This is a genomic window from Halorubrum rutilum (assembly GCF_042665015.1).
Classification (GTDB): Archaea; Halobacteriota; Halobacteria; order Halobacteriales; family Haloferacaceae; genus Halorubrum; species Halorubrum rutilum.
The window spans coordinates 259,854-276,774 of record NZ_JBHTBL010000004.1 but is presented as its reverse complement, the minus strand read 5'-3'; the positions used below and the strand labels follow the sequence as shown (position 1 = coordinate 276,774).

Below are 16,921 nucleotides of genomic sequence, written 5' to 3'. Positions count from 1 at the left end.
GCGCAGGCGGGTCGGGTCGGCGGGAGTCGGACGCCGACGGACGAGACGCCGGCGAGCGGGGCGGCCGACCGATCAGGCGCCGACGGTCTCGTCGAGCAGCTGGAGGGGGTGTTTGATCTCGTAGCCGGTGCCGTGTTCCATCTGCATCGCGCAGGTGGGGCACTCGGTCATCCCCACGTCGCCCTCGGCGTCCTCCATGTGCTCGAACATCTCCTCGCCGATCTCCATCGACTTCTCGTACTTCTCCTCCTTCCAGCCGTACGTGCCCGAGATGCCGGAACAGGAGTCGCCGACGTCTTCCATCGTCACGCCGTCGACGTCGCGGAACGTCTCGACGGCCTGCCGCGAGAGCCCCTGGTTGCGGGCGTGACACGGCGCGTGGTAGGCGAACGCCCGCTCGTCGGCGAGCTCCGTGTCCGCCAGCTCGCCCTCCAGGTCCTCGTTGATCCGGAGGTACTCCAGCGCCTCGTAGGTGTGCTCGGAGACGTCCTCGATCCCGTGGATGTCGAACAGCTCGGGGTACTCCTGTCGGAGCGACATCGAGCAGGAGGTACAGGAGGCGATCACGTCGGCGCCCTCGCCGATGGCCTCGATCAGGCTCTCGACGTTCGTCTCCGCGTGCCGGCGCGCGTCCTTTAACATCCCGTTCGCGAACATCGGGGTGCCGGAGCACTTCTGCGGGGGCACCATCACCTCGTAGCCGAAGTGCTCGTAGACCGAGACCATCGCCTTGCCGACCTCGGGGGTGTTGTAGTTGGAGTAGCAGCCGTGGAAGTACGCGACCCGCTTGTCCGGGTTCTCCACCTGCGCGCCGCCGCGGGCCTCCCACCACTCGCGGAACGTCTCCGTGGCGAACTCGGGGAAGTCGCGCTCCTTCGGAATGCCCAGCGTCTTCTCCATCGCCCAGCGGACCGGTCCGAAGTTCATCGCGAGCGAGGCGGTGCGCGGGACGATGCTCGCCAGCCGCGCCGACGTGCGGTAGTTCGCCAAGATTCGGTTGCGGACGTACTCCACCGACAGCTTCTCCATCTGCTCCTCGACGAACTGGCCGCGGGCCTCGTTGTGCATCTGCGAGAGCGGCACGGAGGAGGGGCAGGCGTCGTCACAGCGCATGCAGTTCGAACAGGAGGTGATCGACTCGTCGATGTCGTGGTCGTCCTTGCGCTTGAGCCGCCACTGCTCCGGCCCCTGGAACTTCGGTCCCGGGAACTCGTCGTCGACCTCGGCGACCGGACAGGAGGTGTCACAGCTCGTGCACTTGTAACAGGAGTCGGCCCCCTCCCGGAGGTCGAGGTCCCCGCCGGGGAACACGTCGACGGGGTCGTACGCGTCCGGGTCGAGTTCGGTCGAGTCGCTCCCGCCCGACGCGCTCTCGACGCCGCCGTCGGTGGCGGCGCGGTCGCTCGCACCGCGATCGCCGCCCGCCGCTCCCTCGGGCACCTCCCCCTCGTCGGGGACGAATATCGACGGCTGCTCGTCGCGACCGGCCTCCGGGACGCCGGGGCTGGCCCGGGTCTCGCTCCCGCCGTCGCGCTCTCCGCCCGTTGCGTCCCCCGCGTCGCCGTCGTCTGCTGTGTCTCGTGTCATTGGGTCGCCTCCGTCGCCGCCTGCCGCCCGGCCACGAGGCCGGTCGCGAGCGACACCCCGCTCGCGGACTTCTCTCGCGCGACGTCCGCGCCGCCGACGACCCCGCCGGCCGCGAAGACGTTCGCGTACTGTGCCTCGCCGTCGCCGTCGAGCGGGCGCCCGCGCTCGTCGGGGCGCACGCCGAAGCGCGCGTACGGCTGGTCGCCGAACGCGTCGTCGACGAACCACTCGTAGCGGTCGTCCGGCTGCCCGACGTGCAGGTCGAAGACGGGCTCGCGGACGCCGTCGCGGTCCGAGTCGAGCCCCTTCCCGACGAGCCCGCCGGTCGCGAGCACGAAGGCGTCAGCGCCGTACGGGGTCTCGCGCCCCTTCCGGTCGACCGCGACGGTCTCGACGCGACCGTCGGCCTCGGTCTCGACACCGACGACGGGGTTGCCGGTCTCGAACCGGACGCCCTCGGCGTCGAGCGCGTCGAAGAGTCGGTCCTCCAGCCGGAGTCCGGGGAGGCTCGGCGGCCCCATCGGGATCTCGAAGACGTCGGCGCCGAGGCGGTCCGCGAGCTCGGCGCGCACCTCGTCGCCCGCGTCGTCGCCGAGGAACGCCGGGAAGCCGACGCGCTCGACGCGGTCGACCCCGCCCGCCTCGTCGACCACGTCGTGGAGGTGCGGAGCGACGGCCTTCGCCAGCGCCTCGCGGGCGGGGACGCCGTCGATATCCTCGTCGTGGTCGAGCGCCTTCGCCAGCCGGGTTACCTTCGCGTCGGCCCGGAACGCCTCCGCGAACTCCACCTCCGCGCCGGCGGCGTCGAAGGGGACGCCGGCGGCCTCCAGCCGGCCGGCGAACGCCCGCGCGTCGTACTCCGTCAGCGACCGGAACCCCACGATGAGCGCGGGCCGGTCGTCGCTCGCGAGCCCCGCCTCGGCGGCGGCCGGGTAGCGCGCGGTCGGCTTCACGCTCCCGCCGAAGGTGGGGAGGAGCGCGTTGCGGTCGGTGTGACCCCCGCGGTACGCGTCGCCCGCGAGCTCGTCGAACAGGTCGAGCCCCTCCCGGAGCGCGTCCGCGCCGACGATCCGGTACGGGTGCGTCTCGGGGAGCCGGTCGACCGCTTCGAAGGGGTCGGCGAGCGGTCCCTCCGGGTCCGGCCACTCGTCGCGGTCGAGCTCGCGGCCCGCGGTCGGCGGCCCCTCGCGGAGCGGCGTCGCCGGCTCCGTCGCCGGGACGTAGCCGAGCGCGTCGATCAGCCCGGAGGCCTGCCGGAGCGTGCTCGACTTGTGGGAGACGAGCCGCACGTCGGCGCCCTCGCGCGAGGCCGCGATCGCCGCCGTGATCGCCGCCAGCCCGCCGCCGACGACGAGGACGTCGCTGTCTATGGCCATCAGCGCCCTCCGTCGGTGACCGCGTCGTCGGCTGCGCGGTCCTCGTCGGCGGTCGCGTCGCCCGCTGCGCGGTCCTCGTCGGCGGTCGCGTCGCCCGCTGCGCGGTCCTCGTCGGCGGTCGCGTCGCCCGCTGCGCGGTCCTCGTCGGCGGTCGCGTCGCCCGCTGCGCGGTCCTCGTCGGCCGCCGCCGTCCCGGACTCGCCGCCCGCGTCGGCGTCGGCGCCCGCCGGCCCCGACCCGGCGCCCGCGTCGAAGGCGCCGAAGTCGACCTCGCCGTCGAGGTTCGCCGGGTCGCCGTCGCGGTTCATCGTCGTCGCGTGCAGCAGGTGATTCAGCATCGCCTGCGAGAGCTGCTCGCCCCACAGCGCGTGGCGCTGGCCCTTCCAGCGCTCCTGGTACAGCTCGTCCTCGGCGTCGCGGACGACGGGCTCCGGGTACTCCCGCGCCAGCTCCGCGGCGATCCGGTGGGTGCAGAAGCCGCCCTGGCAGTTGCCCATCGAGGCGCGGGTGCGGAGGCGGACGGCGTTGAGGTCGCTGCCGGCCTCGCCGATCGCGTCCTGCACCTCGGCGCGCGTGACGCTCTCGCAGTTACAGACGATCGGGTTGGGGTCGTACTCGTCGAGCACGTCCTCGGCCCGGGACCCGAGCCGCTGGCCCGAGCGTCGCGCGACCGGCGAGCGGAGGCCGAACTCGTCCATCAGCTCCGCCATGCGCGCCTCGCTCTCCGAGCCCGGCAGCGGCGCGTCGGCGGTGTCGCAGGTCGCCTCGTGGCCGAGCGTCTCGCAGACGTGGTCGGAGATGGACTCGGCCATCATCCGGTAGGTGGTGAGCTTCCCGCCGACGATGGTCGTCATCCCGGGGAGGTCGTCGCGGTCGCCGTGGTCGAGCAGGAAGTAGTCGCGCGTGATGTCCGTCGGGTCCTCGGTGCCGGTCCCCGGCGGCTCGTAGAGGGGGCGGACGCCCCAGAATGACCGCAGCGTCCGGGCGTCCTTCAGCGCGGGGACGAGCTCCGAGAGCGTCTCGATCATGAGGTCGACCTCCCACTCCTCCTCGGGGTAGTCCTCGGGGTCGTCGACCTCCTCGTCGGTCGTGCCGAGGATGCAGGCCGTCTCGTGGGGGACGACGATGTCGGCGTCGCCCTTCGGCCGGCACCGGTTGATGACGGTGTCGACCTGCCGGGTGTTCATCACCGTCATCACGCCCTTCGAGGGGCGCACCTCGACGTCGACGCCGGCCATCTCGCCGACGTTACCGGCCCACGCGCCGGTCGCGTTGACGACGTGGCGCGCGCGGATCTCCTCGGTCGCGCCGGGCTCGCGGTGGACGCGCTTACCCGGCCCGGTCTCGTGTTCGACCTCGACGCCGACGACCTCGCCGTCCTCGACGAGCACGTCCGTCACCGGGGCGTGCGTCTCGATCCGCGCGCCGTGCTCGCGGGCGTCGGCCGCGTTGGAGACGCAGAGCCGGAAGGGGTCGACCGCGCCGTCCGGGAGCGCGATCGCCTTCTCGACGTCGCGCGCGAGGTACGGCTCGCGGCGCCGAGCCTCCTCGCCGTCGAGCACCTCGACGGGGATGTCGCACGCGCGACACCCCTCCAGCTTCTCCTGGAAGTACTCCTCCGAGTCCTCGGGGCGCTTGACGAACATCCCGCCCGTCTCCTCGACGCAGTGAGACGCGATGTCGCGGAGCACTCGGTTCTCCTCGATACACTCCTTCGCGCTCTTCTGGTCGGAGACCGCGTACCGGCCCCCGCTGTGGAGGAGCCCGTGCATCCGTCCCGTCGTGCCGTGCGTCAGGTTCCCCTTCTCGACGAGCACCGCGTCGAGCCCCCGTCGCGCGAGGTCCCTGACGACGCCGCAGCCGGTCGACCCGCCCCCGACGACCACGACGTCCACCTGTTGGTCCATATCCGGCCGCTCGGACTCCGTGCACTTTACTTTACCCCCTCCCCGCCGGTTTGCATAACTATCAGGGACGTTCAAGTGGTGTAAGCGTTGGCGGGAGCGACTTGTTTATATATTACCTTTTTGAATCGCGCTGAGAAGCGGATTTTAAGGGTTAGATTATTATGGTAGTACATTATGTTCACGAACGGCGTGGTAGCTTCCGTGAAGATATACCGCGGTGACGGCGATGGTGCCCCCCGAACTCGGGTCGTGCGGCCGGCGCGCGGGCCGGACGCGGCCGTTCGGGTCGGGTCACCTCGCGGAACCGACTCCCGGTCCGGCCGGGAGCCGTCCCGCCCGGGGGTCGCCCGGAGCGGGACCGGCGTCGTCGACGCGCGCGGACCAGCGCCACAGGAGGGATCCAAAACATGACACAGTACGTCGGTGCGATAGACCAAGGGACGACCGGCACCCGGTTCATGGTGTTCGACCACGAGGGCCAGGTCGTCGCGAACGCTTACGAACAGCACGAACAGATATACCCGAACCCCGGATGGGTCGAGCACGACCCGATCGAGATCTGGGAGAACACGCAGCAGGTCGTCCTCGACGGCCTCGCGGACGCGGGGCTGGAGGCGAACCAGCTCGACGCGATCGGGATCACCAACCAGCGCGAGACGACGATCGTCTGGGACAAGGACTCCGGGAAGCCGGTCCACAACGCCCTCGTGTGGCAGGACCGGCGGACGACCGACCGCGTCGAGGAGATCCAGGAGGCGGGCAAGGTCGAGGAGATCCGCGAGAAGACCGGGCTGGAGTGCGACGCCTACTTCTCCGCGACCAAGACCGAGTGGATCCTCGACAACGCGGAGCCGCTCAAGATGCAGAGCTCCCGCGGCGGCGACCTCCGCGACCGCGCCCGCGAGGGCGAGCTCGTCATGGGCACGATCGACTCGTGGCTCATCTACAACCTGACGGGCAACCACATCACGGACGTCACGAACGCCTCCCGGACGATGCTGTACAACATCCGGGAGATGGAGTGGGACGACGAGCTCTTAGAGGAGTTCGGCGTGCCGAAGGAGATGGTCCCCGAGGTACGGCCCTCCTCCGACGAGGAGTACTACGGCCACACGGACGCCGACGGCTTCCTCGGCGAGGCGGTCCCGGTCGCCGGCGCGCTCGGCGACCAGCAGGCCGCGCTGTTCGGCCAGACCTGCTTCGACGAGGGCGACGCGAAGAACACGTACGGCACGGGCTCGTTCTACCTGATGAACACGGGCAACGAGGCCGTCGAGTCCGACCACGGACTGCTGACCACGATCGGCTTCCAGATGTCCGGCGAGCCCGTCCAGTACGCGCTTGAGGGCTCCATCTTCATCACCGGCGCCGCCATCGAGTGGCTGGAGGACGTCGACCTGATCAACAACGCGGCCCAGACCGCGGAGCTGGCCCGCTCGGTCGACTCCACCGACGGCGTCTACATGGTCCCGGCGTTCACGGGGCTCGGCGCCCCGCACTGGGACGGCCGCGCCCGCGGCACCATCGTCGGGATGACCCGCGGCACGAGCAAGGAGCACATCGTCCGGGCGACGCTCGAATCGATCGCCTACCAGACCCGCGACGTCGCCGAGGCCATGGAGGCCGACTCCGGCGTCGAGACGACCAGCCTCCGCGTCGACGGCGGGGCGGTCAAGAACAACTTCCTCTGTCAGCTCCAGTCGGACATCATCCAGACGGACATCGCCCGACCCGAGGTCGACGAGACCACGGCGCTCGGCTCGGCGTACGCCGCCGGCCTCGCCGTCGGCTACTGGGACAACGTCGACGAGCTCCGCGACAACTGGCAGGTGGACCGCGAGTTCAGTCCCGAGAAGGACCAGGCCGAGGTCGACAAGCTGTACGACCGCTGGGGCGACGCGGTCGAGAAGTCACTCGACTGGGCACGGGAGGACGAGTAGATGAGCGGAGTGATCGCGGCGGACGTGCTCGCGCAGTCGGCCGGGTGGAGCGCCGGGTCGATCGGTGCCGTCCTCGACATCCTGCTCGACCCGACGATCTGGCTCGGCGCGGCGGCCGGCGGGGCGTTCGGCGCCGCGCTCGGCGCGCTCCCGGCGTTCATCTTCACCGGCTTCCTCGTCATCGCCGGCGTGTTCGGCGGCGACGCGGCCTCCGGGGCCGGCGTCGGCGTCGGCTTCGGTCCCGTCTTCGGCCCGCACATCTCCTTCGCGGGCGGTGCGGCGGCCGCGGCGTACGCGGCGAAAGACGGCGCGATGGAGTCCGGCTTCGACTACCACAACGCGAAGGACATCGGCTTCGCGCTGGGGAGCCGGCCGGACATCCTCGCGGTCGGTGCGGCCTTCGGGGTCTTCGGTATCGTCCTCGAACAGACGCTCCGGAACCTGGCGATCCCGACGGACCCGATCGCCTTCACCGTCGTCGCCAGCGCGCTGCTCCACCGGGCGGTGTTCGGCTACTCCGTCATCGGGAACGTCAGCAGCAAGGCGAGCGGCTTCTTCGACATGGGGCCGTTCGAGCGCGAGGAGATGCGCGAGCCCGGTGAGGTCCCGGGCGACGGCGACAAGTCCAGCGAGGACCGGCTCGCGGTCGAGCCGTGGCTGCCGAACATGTACAAGTGGTCGCACGTCGCGGCGATCGGCTCGGCCTCCGGGCTGGCGGCGGCGTACGCCGCGATCCAGACCGGGAACGTGTTCCTCGGGTTCGGTATCAGCGCGGCGACGCTGCTGTTCCTGAACCTCGGCGTCGACCGGATCCCGGTCACGCACCACATGACCCTCCCGGGCGCGACGGCGTGGGCCGCGTTCACCGGGGCCGGCTTCAGCGGAACGGTCGGCCTGATCGCCGGCGCCGGGTTCGGACTCCTCGGCGCGGTGATCGGCGAGGCCTTCCAGCGTGTCTTCTACGCGCACGGGGACACGCACGTGGACCCGCCGGCCGCGGCGATCTTCATCACGTCCTCGATCCTCGCGGTGCTGGCGATCCTGGGCGTTCTCGGCTCCATCTGGGTACCGGGCGCCTGAACCCTCGCTTCCGATTTTTATCCCGTCGGAAGCACCGAGGAAAGACCCACATACGAAACGACACCAGCGATGATCCCGACACCAACCGAGGTAATGAACCCGTGAGTGGACGCGAACGCGGCGACGGCGACCACCGACAGCACGATCAGGCCGATCCCGGCGGCGCCGTGGTGGTACGCGCCGACCGTCGGGTGGTCGCTGAGCGACGTCCGCTCCGCCTCCGGAACCCGCACGCTGGCGTGGTACGGGACGTACAGGCGGACGCCGATCCCGGCAGTCGCCGCGGCGATCGACGCGAACTGGACGTCGACGACGAGCTCGCGGACGAGGAGGAACGCGGCGATCGCGACGATCAGCGCGACCGCCTTGCTCCGCCGGTCGGCCTTGACGACCGACTCGTCGAACTCTGGTTCGGCCATACTCCGCGGGAGGCGGCCGGGGGTGTTAAGATTGTGGACGGCGGCGGGAGCGTCCCGACGCCCGCCCGCGGTCGCCGAGCGGCCGCGGCGTTCGGGGTGGATTTAACGTCGACGGGCGCGAGGAGCCGGTATGGACGCGGAGACGCTCGGACTCGAGAGGAGCGACGGTCGCAACATGCTCGCGGTCGCCGCGACCGTCACCCTGGTGGTGGCGGTGACCGCGGAGGGACCGATCGGGCCGCGCGTCGTCGCCGGCGCGATCGCCGGCGCCGTCGCGGCCGTCGTCTTCGTCGCCTCGACGCTGCTGATAAACCGGTACAAGCCCGATCACTGGTGAGGCCGCGTCGGGCGCCCGATCGGAGCCCGCGGCGACGGCGTCGGCGCGGTCCGTGCCAGTTTTATTCGGACACCGGGGAGGGGCGACCGTGAACATCGACGACCGGATCGAGCGCCGGCTGGGGTACGACGCCGGCGCCGGCGTCCTCGTCGACCTCGACGCCGTCTCTCCCGTCTCGCACGTGGAGTCCCCGACGGGTCGAGGACCGGTGTTCGAGCGGCTGCTCGACGCGTTCAGTCCAGCGTTCTCCGGGTCGCTCCCCCCGAGCACCTACGTGCACGGGCCGAAGGGGAGCGGGAAGTCGGCCGTCGTCTCGGCGCTGTTCGACCGGCTCGCGTCCCACAGCGGCCCGCGCCGAGCGATCCAGACCACGACGCGGGCGGTCGAGCCGACGCTGCCGGGGTTCGTCTACGTCGACGCGCGGCGCGGCTCGACCCGGTTCCGGCTCTACCACGACGTCCTCTCGGAGATCGGCGACGAGCCGGTCCCCGAACACGGGATCGGCACCGACGAGCTCGCCGACGAGCTCCGGGACGCCGTCCGTACCGGGCCGGACGTGGTCGTCGCGGTCGACCACGTCAACGAGCCGGAGACGCCGGACGCGGCGACCGTCGTCGACTGGCTCGCGGGTCTCAGCGGGCACGTCGCGCCCGTCTGTCTCGGCCGGGACGCGCCCGACGAGATCGAGTGGGAGCCCGGCGAGCGCGTCGCGTTCGAACCGTACCGCCGACACGTGCTCGTCGAACTGCTGACGAGCCGGTGCTCGACCGGGCTCGGCCGCGACGCGATCAGCCACGACCAGATCCGCGAGGTCGGCGAGTGGGCCGACGGCGACGCCCACGACGCGCTCGCCGCGGTGACCGGCGCCGCGATCAGCGCGGAGCGGGCCGGGGCGTCGACGGTCCGGCCGACCGACCTCGACGCGGGGATCGAGAACGTGCCGCGGCCGGGCGCGGCGCTCGGCCGCGTGCTCGCGCTCTCCGAGAGCCGCCGTCGGCTGCTGTACGAGCTCGTCAGCCTGTCGGACGAGGACCGCTCGTCGGTGAGCGCCGCGACGGAGACGATCGCCTCGCGGCCCGCCGTCGACCTCTCGGCCTCGACCGTGCGCCGAGTGCTCTACGAGCTCGCGGACGCGGAGCTGCTCGACCGGGTGACGGTCCGCCGGAGCGACGGCAAGGGCCGTCCCCCGAGCCGGCTCGTCCCGCGGTTCCCGACGCTCGTGTTCCGGGAACTGTTCGACCGGCCGTCGTGGTCGGTCTGAGCCGCCCCCATCGACCAAGCCGCCGCGGTCGACGACCGCGGACGCCCTTTTATCGCGCCCTGACGCCGCGCCGAGCCCGAGCGCAAGACAGTTGCGCCCGGCCGCCCCACCGCCGGTATGGCCCCGCCCCTCGCCCTGGACATCGACGGAACGCTGACGACGCCGAGCGGCCGGATCGACCCGCGCGTCTTCGAGCTGCTGCCCGACTGGGACGCGCCGGTCGTCCTCGCGACGGGGAAGGCGTTCCCCTATCCGGTCGCGTTGGCGCACTTCCTCGGTCGGCCGGAGACCGTGATCGCCGAGAACGGCGGGGTCGCGCACGTCGACGGCGAGACGGCGGTCCTCGGCGACCCGGCGGTCCCGCGGGCCGTCGTCGAGGCCTACGAGGCGCGCGGCGGGGAGATCGGCTGGGGGGACGGCGACACGGTGAACCGCTGGCGCGAGACGGAGGTGGCGCTGTCGCGAGACGGCGACGAGGCGCTGCTCCGCGAGGTCGCCGCGGCGGCAGAGGGGCGCGTCGAGGTCGTCGACACGGGCTACGCGTACCACGTCAAGTCGCCCGACGTGAGCAAGGGGAAGGCCCTCCGGCGCGTCGCCGACGCGCTCGACATCGCTCCCGAGGCGTTCGTCGCGATCGGCGACAGCGAGAACGACGCCTCGACGTTCGCCGTCGCCGGCGAATCGTACGCGGTCGCCAACGCGGACGCGACCGCCCGCGAGGCGGCCGACGTCGTCCTCGACGAGGCGTATATGGACGGGACGGCCGAACTGCTGACCGACCTGCGTGAGCGGGGCGAGTGAGGCTTCTCGACGCGAGGATTGTTTATAAGTGCCAAGCGACAGCCACGTGAGATCTTGTTAATAAACGGTGCTGTGGCGCGTGCCGACGAGCAGCCGTCAGGCTGCGAGTCGCACGCGCGAGGGAGCCCGCGGCCGCCGATGGCGGCCGCGGCGAGGCTGGGGAGGCGTGAGGCGCGGTTGCGGGCGGGTGGGACTCAAAGGGGCAGGCGGGAGGCGGGCGCAGGCGTTCACGAGAGCGGAGCTCTCGTGAGCCAATCAGAACGCGAAGCGTTCTGATGACGACGCAAGTACCGCAGGGAGCGAGCAGCGCGAGCGACTGAGGAGCGCAGCGAGCGTGCGCCCGCCTCCCGCCTGGGGGCTTTGGAAGTGTTCTCTGTCGATCCGCTAACAATCACATATAGCCGAGCGGCTGGGGTTTTGGAGGTGTTCACCGCGGAGCTACCGGCAACCGTTTATAAACGATCGACTGCAGACGACCAGAGACTCACGCTCGCGTCGCTCTGCACTCCGTAAACGATCACGTCCTAACCGCTCACGTCGTGAACAGCTCGGTGTCGTCGGGGACCGAGAAGAGCCCCAGCCGGACGCCGGCGTCGAGCCAGCCGTAGCCGTACGAGTACGACGCGAGCGCGTTCACCGGGTCGTCGCCCTCGCGGAAGTGCCGCCCGTCTTCGAGGTACGACTCCGCCATCTCGACGACGTCGGCCGCCGCCTCGCCGAGGTGCGTGTCGGCCGGCGGCCGGGGCTCCGCGGCCGCCAGCGCGTCGGCGAGCATGCGCTCGTAGCGGTCCGTCTTCTCCTCTAGGTCGGCGCTCATGCGCTCCGGTTCCCGCGAGCGGATGAAAAGGGCGTCGGGGCGCGGGCGGCCCGGCGACCGGGCGCGGGGGACGGCCGGGGGTGACGCCGGGCGACGGGAAAGGAGCGCTCGGGACGCTCGACCGCGGGAGCGGACGCCCGCGGAGCCGGATTTATACTCGCTCCGCCCGCAGTACCGGGCGATGCCCTCCGACGGATCGCCCGACGTCCAGTCCGGCCCGTCCCGCCTCCTCGACCCGACGGGCCCCGCGGCCCTCGGGATCGTGGTCGCGACGAACCTCCTCCCGCTCATCGGGGTGGTCGCGTTCGACTGGCGCGTCGGAGAGCTGCTCGCCGTCTACTGGATCGAGGTGGTCGCGCTGGTGCTCGCCCACGGCGTCGCCGCGATGTTCGCGGAGCGCCCCATCGTCTTGGAGGACCGCTCGTTCTACATCACCGGCTACGACGAGGACGCGGAGCGCGACGAGGTGTGGGAACGCGATCCGGACCCGATCCGCCTCGTCCCGTGGCTCCCGCCGATCTACCGCCGGAACGCGCGCGTCGTCGCCCGGTCGCTGGGGGCGTTCGGCTTCCTGCTGTTCCCGCTCCTCCCGGTCGGGTGGGACGCGCTCTCGTACCTCACGCCGACCGTCGGGCTGGCGACGCTCGGGGTCTGCGGCGCGCAGGTCGCGGAGGCGTACCGGGAGTTCCTCGGCGGGCGCGCCTACGAGGAGCGGTCGCCGTACATGGTCGTGGAGGCGGCCCAGCGCGTCGTCTTCTTCTACTTCGTCATCGGGATCGTCACGGCGGTCGCCGTCACCGCCGGGATCTTCGCGATCGAGGCGGCCCTCGCCCCCGGGCTGCTCGACCGCGTCGCCGACGCGTTCGGCGTCGAAGCGGTCCTCCTGCCGTATCTCCTCCCTATCGCGCTCGCGAAGGCGACCGTCGAGTGGGGCCGGCGTCGGGCCGTCCGCGAGGACGACCCGGACGGGATCGCGACGTGGTTCACCGGCGAGGATCCCAGACGGGAGTGGAAGAAGCGGGAGGAGTCCGCCGGAGACGACTGATCCCGGACCCAAACCCGAGAGGACGACGGGAAGCAAGACGGACGAGGAAGCGAAACGGACGAGGCGAAACAGGAAGCAAGGTCGGCGCCGAAAGCGCAACGAGGATACGGCCCGGCGCGAAAGTGGGGCCCATGTACGAGGCCGTGCACGCCCACCCGGACGGGGAGGCGACCGTCGCCCGCCACGCCGCCACCGCGGCGCGGTACGGCTACGACGGGATCGTCGTCCGCACGCGGGACGCCCTCCCCCCGGCCGGCGAGGGCGGCGAACCGCCGGACGAGGCGGCCGCGCTCCGCGAGGAGTACGGGGTCGACGTCGTCGACGCGGTCGAGGTCGACGCCGACGACCCGACGAGCGCGTCGGGCGCGGTCGGCAACTACCGGTCGGAGCGGACCGTCGTCTGCCTCGTCGGCGGCGACGACGCGCTGAACCGGTTCGCGGTCGAGGAGCCCCGCGTCGACGTGTTGGCGCGTCCGATGGCCGGCGGCGACATCAACCACGTCCTCGCGAAGGCGGCCCGCGACAACGGGGTCCACGTCGAGTTCGACTTCGGCCCGGTCCTCCGTGCGACCGGCGGGGAGCGGGTGCGGGCGCTCGCCGACCTGCGGAAGCTCCGCGAGGTCGTCGGCCACTACGACGCCCCGTACGTGGTGAGCGCGAACCCGCGGTCGCACCTCGGACTCCGGGCGCCCCGGGAGCTGGTCGCGGTCGGCGAGGCCGTCGGGTTCGACGCCGAGGCGGTCCGGGAGGGGCTCCGGGCGTGGAGCGAGATTGCCGACCGGAACCGCGAGCGGCGTTCCGAGGAGTTCATAGAGCCGGGGGTCCGACTGGGGAGGTATGAAGAGGACGGTTGAGGAGCACGCGGCGCGCTTCTCCGAGAAGGCCGCCGAGTACGACGACTCCAAGAGCGACGAGTACCACGCCTGCGCGAGCCTCGTCGTCGACTACGCCGACCCGAGCACCGACGACGTGGTCCTCGATCTGGGCGCCGGCACCGGCGCCATCGCCCTCGCGCTCGCGCCGGACGCCGAGCGCGTGCTCGCCCGCGACATCAGCGAGGGGATGATGGACGAGGGGCGGCGCAAGGCCGACGAGCGCGGGGTCGCGAACGTCGAGTTCGCGTACGGCGAGTTCCGCGAGCCCGAGGTCGACCCCGGTCAGCGGGTCGACGTCGTCACCTCGAACTTCGCGCTCCACCACCTCGCGGACGGCGAGAAGCGCGAGGCGATCCGCGAGATGGCCGCCACCGGCGCCCGCCGGGTCGTCCTCGGCGACGTGGCCTTCTTCGAGGGGCCGGACCCGGAGGCCCCGTTCTACGGCCCCGAGGTCGACGACCCCGCCACCGTCGGCACCCTCGTCGAGGCGTTCACCGCGGAGGGGTTCGCGGTGACCGCGGTCGAGCGCGTCCACGACCAGGTCGCCGTGATCGTCGCGGAGCGACCCGGCGAACGCGGGGGAGACGCCGAGGGCGGCCGCTCCCTCTCCGAGTGATCGCGCCGTGAAACACCTCCCCAAACACCTCCGGCCGCGCTGGCGGTACGTCGCGGTCGGGATCGAGACGTGGCCCGACGCCGACCTCGGGCGCCGCGCCTTCCAACGCGCGCTCTGGTACGCCGCCGGCAACCTGCTCGGCGACGCCGGCAGCGCCGACGCCGACCTCACGCTGCTCTCGTTCGCGCACGACGACAGCGTCGGCGAGGCGGTGGTGAAAGTCCGTCACGGCCACGTCGCCGAGGCGCGCGCGGCGATCGCCTGCGTGAGCGAGGTTGACGGCGAGGCGGTCGGGATCCACGTCCGTGGGATCTCGGGGACGGTGCGTGCCTGTGAGGAAAGATATATGGGTCGCGCGACCGCCAGTTCGACACAGCGAGACGTCGCGTTCGAGGGTGCCGAGCGGCCCGCGGTCGTGCGCGAGGACGCGTGCGACGTGCGGACCGAGTCGGGTTACGTCGGCGCGGCGGCGTTCGACACCGAGTGATATCATGCAGGGACAATCCCAACAGCAGGCGTACGACCGCGGAATCACGATCTTCTCTCCCGACGGCAGGCTCTACCAGGTCGAGTACGCCCGGGAGGCGGTGAAACGCGGGACGGCGAGCGTTGGCGTCCGCGCCGAGGACGGGGTCGTCCTCGCGGCCGACAAGCGCGCCCGCTCCCCGCTGATGGAGCCGGCGAGCATCGAGAAGCTCCACAAGGCCGACGACCACGTCGGCGTCGCGAGCGCGGGCCACGTCGCCGACGCCCGCCAGCTCATCGACTTCGCCCGCCGGCAGGCGCAGGTGAACCAGCTCCGGTACGGCGAGCCGGTCGGCATCGAGACGCTGACGAAGAACATCACCGACCACATCCAGCAGTACACGCAGGTCGGCGGCGCGCGCCCCTTCGGCGTCGCGCTGATCGTCGGCGGGATCGAGGACGGCGAGCCGCGCCTCTTCGAGACCGACCCCTCCGGCACCCCCTACGAGTGGCAGGCGCTCTCGATCGGCTCCGACCGGAGCGACCTCCGCGACTACCTGGAGGAGGAGTACGAGGCGGGCCTCTCCACTGACGAGGCGGTCGGGCTCGCGCTCGACACCCTCGCGCAGTCGAACGACGGCGAGCTGGCGCCCGACGGCGTCGGCGTCGCCACGATCACGGTCGACGACGACGACGGCTACACCGAGCGGTCGAACGACGAGATCGAGTCGATCCTCGACGAGCGCGACCTGCTCGCGACCGACGAGGACGCGCCGGCCGAGAACGGAGACGCAGACGACGCGACGGACGCCGACGAGGAGTAAGGCGCCCGCCGCGCGGCCCTTTCCTCGCCGTCGCCGCGACGCCCGGTCGGGAGAGTTATGCCGACGGGGGCCGACCGACGACGCGTGCAGAAGACGGTACTCATCACCGGCTGTTCCTCGGGTATCGGCCGCGCCGCGGCCCACGCGTTCAACGACGAGGGGTGGACCGTGTACGCGACCGCGCGGAACCCCGCGGACGTCGAGGCGCTCGGCGAGGCGGGCTGCGAGCTCGCGACGCTCGACGTCACCGACGGGTCCGACGTCGAGCGGGTCGTCGACCGGATCCTCGACGAGGAGGGGGCGATCGACGCCCTGATCAACAACGCGGGCTACGGCCAGTTCGGGCCGATCGAGGACGTGTCGACGGCGAAGGTGCACGAGCAGTTCGACGTGAACGTCTACGGCCCGCACCGGCTGACGAAGGCGGTGCTGCCGGCGATGCGGCGCGAGCGCGACGGCACCGTCGTCAACGTCTCGTCGGTCGCCGGGCGCGTCTCGTTCCCCGGCGGCGGCGTCTACTGCGGCTCGAAGTTCGCGGTCGAGGCGATGTCGGACGCGCTCCGCAACGAGGTCGCCGAGCACGGGATCGACGTCGTCGTCGTCGAGCCGGGACCGGTGAAGACGAACTTCTCGAAGCGCGCGCAGGCGGAGGCGGGCGTCGATCCCGACGGGGACGGCGGCGCCGACGGGGCCGACGCCGACGGCGACAGCGGCGACGGCATCGACCGCTCCGGCGCCTACGAGGAGTTCTACGAGCTGTTCGAGGACGCGAAGCTCGTCGGCGGCGGCGGTCCCGGCGCGGTCGAGCCGGAGCTCGTCGCGGGCGCGATATACGACGCCGCGAGCGCGACGAACCCGCCGGCGCGGGTCCAACCGGGCACCGCCGCCCGCGTCGGCGTGCTCGCGCGGTTCCTCCCGGACGCGCTGCTCGACCGCGGCTACGAGTTCGTCCGCAACTTCACGTCGTAGCGTCAGTCGTCGGGGTTCAGACTCCCGGGCCCCGACCCGACCGCGAACGGGCTCTCCCCCTCCCGCCACTCCCAGCCCGGGAGGCGCGTCTGGAACCCCGCGGCGAGCGCGGCGTCGAGGTCGTCGGCGCCGGCGGTCCCGGCGTCGTCGCCCGGCGCGGTTTCGTCCTCGTGCACGTGCACGTCCACGAAGTGGAACGTCGCCTCCGCGAGCAGCGAGAGGGGCCGACCGCCGGCGATCGTCGCCGCGAGCTCGCGGCCGAGGACCTCGTCGACGACGAACCCGGGGTAGTCGCCGGCGACGTCGAGGTCGCGGAGGAGCGCGACGCAGCCCGCGACGTTGACCGCGACTTCGCCGTCGGCGAAGACGGCGTCGACCTCGCGGCGGTACGCCTCGGGGGGCACGGGATCCACGTCCGTCTCGAACAGCGTTCCGAGCCGCTCGCGGCTCTCGTTGATGAGGGGGACGACGACGGGCGCGCGGTCGTGGACCCACGCGCGCTCGTCGCGGACCGTCTCTGGCGTGACGCGCATGCGACGTCGAACGCCGGCGGCGGGCAAGGGGTTTGCCCTTTGCGAAGGGTTTTATAATAACCGGGGTGT

The 16,921-nt window shown here is 71.8% G+C and carries 17 protein-coding genes; 11 read left to right on the top strand and 6 right to left on the bottom strand.

Annotation, left to right across the window (positions count from 1 at the left end; all coding sequences use genetic code 11):
* Nucleotides 1–72 precede the first annotated feature (72 nt).
* From ACFQMF_RS05575 to glpA, 3 genes are read right to left on the bottom strand one after another with little or no spacing between them, the layout of a single operon-like run.
* Nucleotides 73–1,587, bottom strand: coding sequence for an anaerobic glycerol-3-phosphate dehydrogenase subunit C (locus ACFQMF_RS05575; protein WP_256408548.1), 1,515 nt, complete (start codon nt 1,585–1,587; stop codon nt 73–75).
* Nucleotides 1,584–2,963 (bottom strand): glycerol-3-phosphate dehydrogenase subunit GlpB, encoded by a 1,380-nt coding sequence (glpB, locus tag ACFQMF_RS05570; RefSeq protein ID WP_256408549.1) that lies wholly within the window; start codon nt 2,961–2,963, stop codon nt 1,584–1,586. Before glpB ends, ACFQMF_RS05575 begins: the two co-directional genes overlap by 4 nt.
* Nucleotides 2,963–4,870 (bottom strand): anaerobic glycerol-3-phosphate dehydrogenase subunit GlpA, encoded by a 1,908-nt coding sequence (gene glpA, locus ACFQMF_RS05565; protein ID WP_379791675.1) that lies wholly within the window; start codon nt 4,868–4,870, stop codon nt 2,963–2,965. Before glpA ends, glpB begins: the two co-directional genes overlap by 1 nt.
* A 407-nt stretch (nt 4,871–5,277) precedes the next feature.
* Between glpA and glpK the strand changes: the two genes are divergently transcribed.
* Nucleotides 5,278–6,810, top strand: coding sequence for a glycerol kinase GlpK (gene glpK, locus ACFQMF_RS05560; RefSeq protein ID WP_256408551.1), 1,533 nt, complete (start codon nt 5,278–5,280; stop codon nt 6,808–6,810).
* Nucleotides 6,811–7,890 carry a DUF7973 family transport facilitator gene (locus ACFQMF_RS05555; RefSeq protein ID WP_256408552.1) on the top strand — a complete coding sequence of 360 codons (1,080 nt, stop codon included), beginning with the start codon at nt 6,811–6,813 and terminating at the stop codon, nt 7,888–7,890.
* Nucleotides 7,891–7,907: 17 nt separating this feature from the next.
* On the opposite strand, the gene ACFQMF_RS05550 is transcribed toward ACFQMF_RS05555, so the two are convergent.
* On the bottom strand, nt 7,908–8,309 hold the full coding sequence (locus ACFQMF_RS05550; protein WP_256408553.1) for a hypothetical protein: 402 nt from the start codon (nt 8,307–8,309) through the stop codon (nt 7,908–7,910).
* A gap of 130 nt (nt 8,310–8,439) precedes the next feature.
* Here ACFQMF_RS05550 and ACFQMF_RS05545 point away from each other — a divergent pair, with 130 nt between their 5' ends.
* The 3 genes from ACFQMF_RS05545 to ACFQMF_RS05535 all read left to right on the top strand — a co-directional run bounded on the left by ACFQMF_RS05545 (nt 8,440) and on the right by ACFQMF_RS05535 (nt 10,708).
* Nucleotides 8,440–8,646: a hypothetical protein gene (locus ACFQMF_RS05545; RefSeq protein WP_256408554.1), complete on the top strand. Its 207-nt coding sequence runs from the start codon at nt 8,440–8,442 to the stop codon at nt 8,644–8,646.
* Between the two features lie 88 nt (nt 8,647–8,734).
* Nucleotides 8,735–9,907, top strand: coding sequence for a Cdc6/Cdc18 family protein (locus ACFQMF_RS05540; protein WP_256408555.1), 1,173 nt, complete (start codon nt 8,735–8,737; stop codon nt 9,905–9,907).
* A 117-nt stretch (nt 9,908–10,024) separates the two neighbouring features.
* On the top strand, nt 10,025–10,708 hold the full coding sequence (locus ACFQMF_RS05535; protein ID WP_256408556.1) for an HAD-IIB family hydrolase: 684 nt from the start codon (nt 10,025–10,027) through the stop codon (nt 10,706–10,708).
* Nucleotides 10,709–11,240: 532 nt separating this feature from the next.
* On the opposite strand, the gene ACFQMF_RS05530 is transcribed toward ACFQMF_RS05535, so the two are convergent.
* A complete protein-coding gene (locus ACFQMF_RS05530; RefSeq protein ID WP_256408557.1) occupies nt 11,241–11,525 on the bottom strand; it encodes a DUF357 domain-containing protein in 285 nt (94 codons plus the stop codon).
* A 181-nt stretch (nt 11,526–11,706) separates the two neighbouring features.
* Here ACFQMF_RS05530 and ACFQMF_RS05525 point away from each other — a divergent pair, with 181 nt between their 5' ends.
* The 6 genes from ACFQMF_RS05525 (at nt 11,707) to ACFQMF_RS05500 (ending at nt 16,319) form a co-directional block, all read left to right on the top strand.
* Complete coding sequence (locus ACFQMF_RS05525; RefSeq protein WP_256408558.1) at nt 11,707–12,570, top strand: DUF6498-containing protein; 864 nt, start codon at nt 11,707–11,709, stop codon at nt 12,568–12,570.
* A gap of 131 nt (nt 12,571–12,701) precedes the next feature.
* Nucleotides 12,702–13,424 carry an RNase P subunit p30 family protein gene (locus ACFQMF_RS05520; protein WP_256408559.1) on the top strand — a complete coding sequence of 241 codons (723 nt, stop codon included), beginning with the start codon at nt 12,702–12,704 and terminating at the stop codon, nt 13,422–13,424.
* The gene (locus ACFQMF_RS05515; protein WP_256408560.1) at nt 13,408–14,061 is read left to right on the top strand and encodes a class I SAM-dependent methyltransferase; all 654 of its coding nucleotides are present in this window, start codon (nt 13,408–13,410) and stop codon (nt 14,059–14,061) included. The genes ACFQMF_RS05520 and ACFQMF_RS05515 overlap by 17 nt, the downstream gene beginning before the upstream one ends.
* Nucleotides 14,062–14,068: 7 nt before the next feature.
* The gene (locus tag ACFQMF_RS05510; protein WP_256408561.1) at nt 14,069–14,548 is read left to right on the top strand and encodes an Rpp14/Pop5 family protein; all 480 of its coding nucleotides are present in this window, start codon (nt 14,069–14,071) and stop codon (nt 14,546–14,548) included.
* A gap of 4 nt (nt 14,549–14,552) precedes the next feature.
* On the top strand, nt 14,553–15,350 hold the full coding sequence (psmA, locus tag ACFQMF_RS05505) for an archaeal proteasome endopeptidase complex subunit alpha (protein ID WP_256408562.1): 798 nt from the start codon (nt 14,553–14,555) through the stop codon (nt 15,348–15,350).
* A 57-nt stretch (nt 15,351–15,407) separates the two neighbouring features.
* The gene (locus ACFQMF_RS05500) at nt 15,408–16,319 is read left to right on the top strand and encodes an SDR family oxidoreductase (protein ID WP_256408563.1); all 912 of its coding nucleotides are present in this window, start codon (nt 15,408–15,410) and stop codon (nt 16,317–16,319) included.
* 2 nt (nt 16,320–16,321) lie between these two features.
* Here the strand turns inward: ACFQMF_RS05500 and ACFQMF_RS05495 are convergent, their stop codons facing one another.
* Entirely contained in the window at nt 16,322–16,852 is a 531-nt protein-coding gene (locus tag ACFQMF_RS05495) for a hypothetical protein (protein WP_256408564.1), read from the bottom strand.
* Nucleotides 16,853–16,921 lie beyond the last annotated feature (69 nt).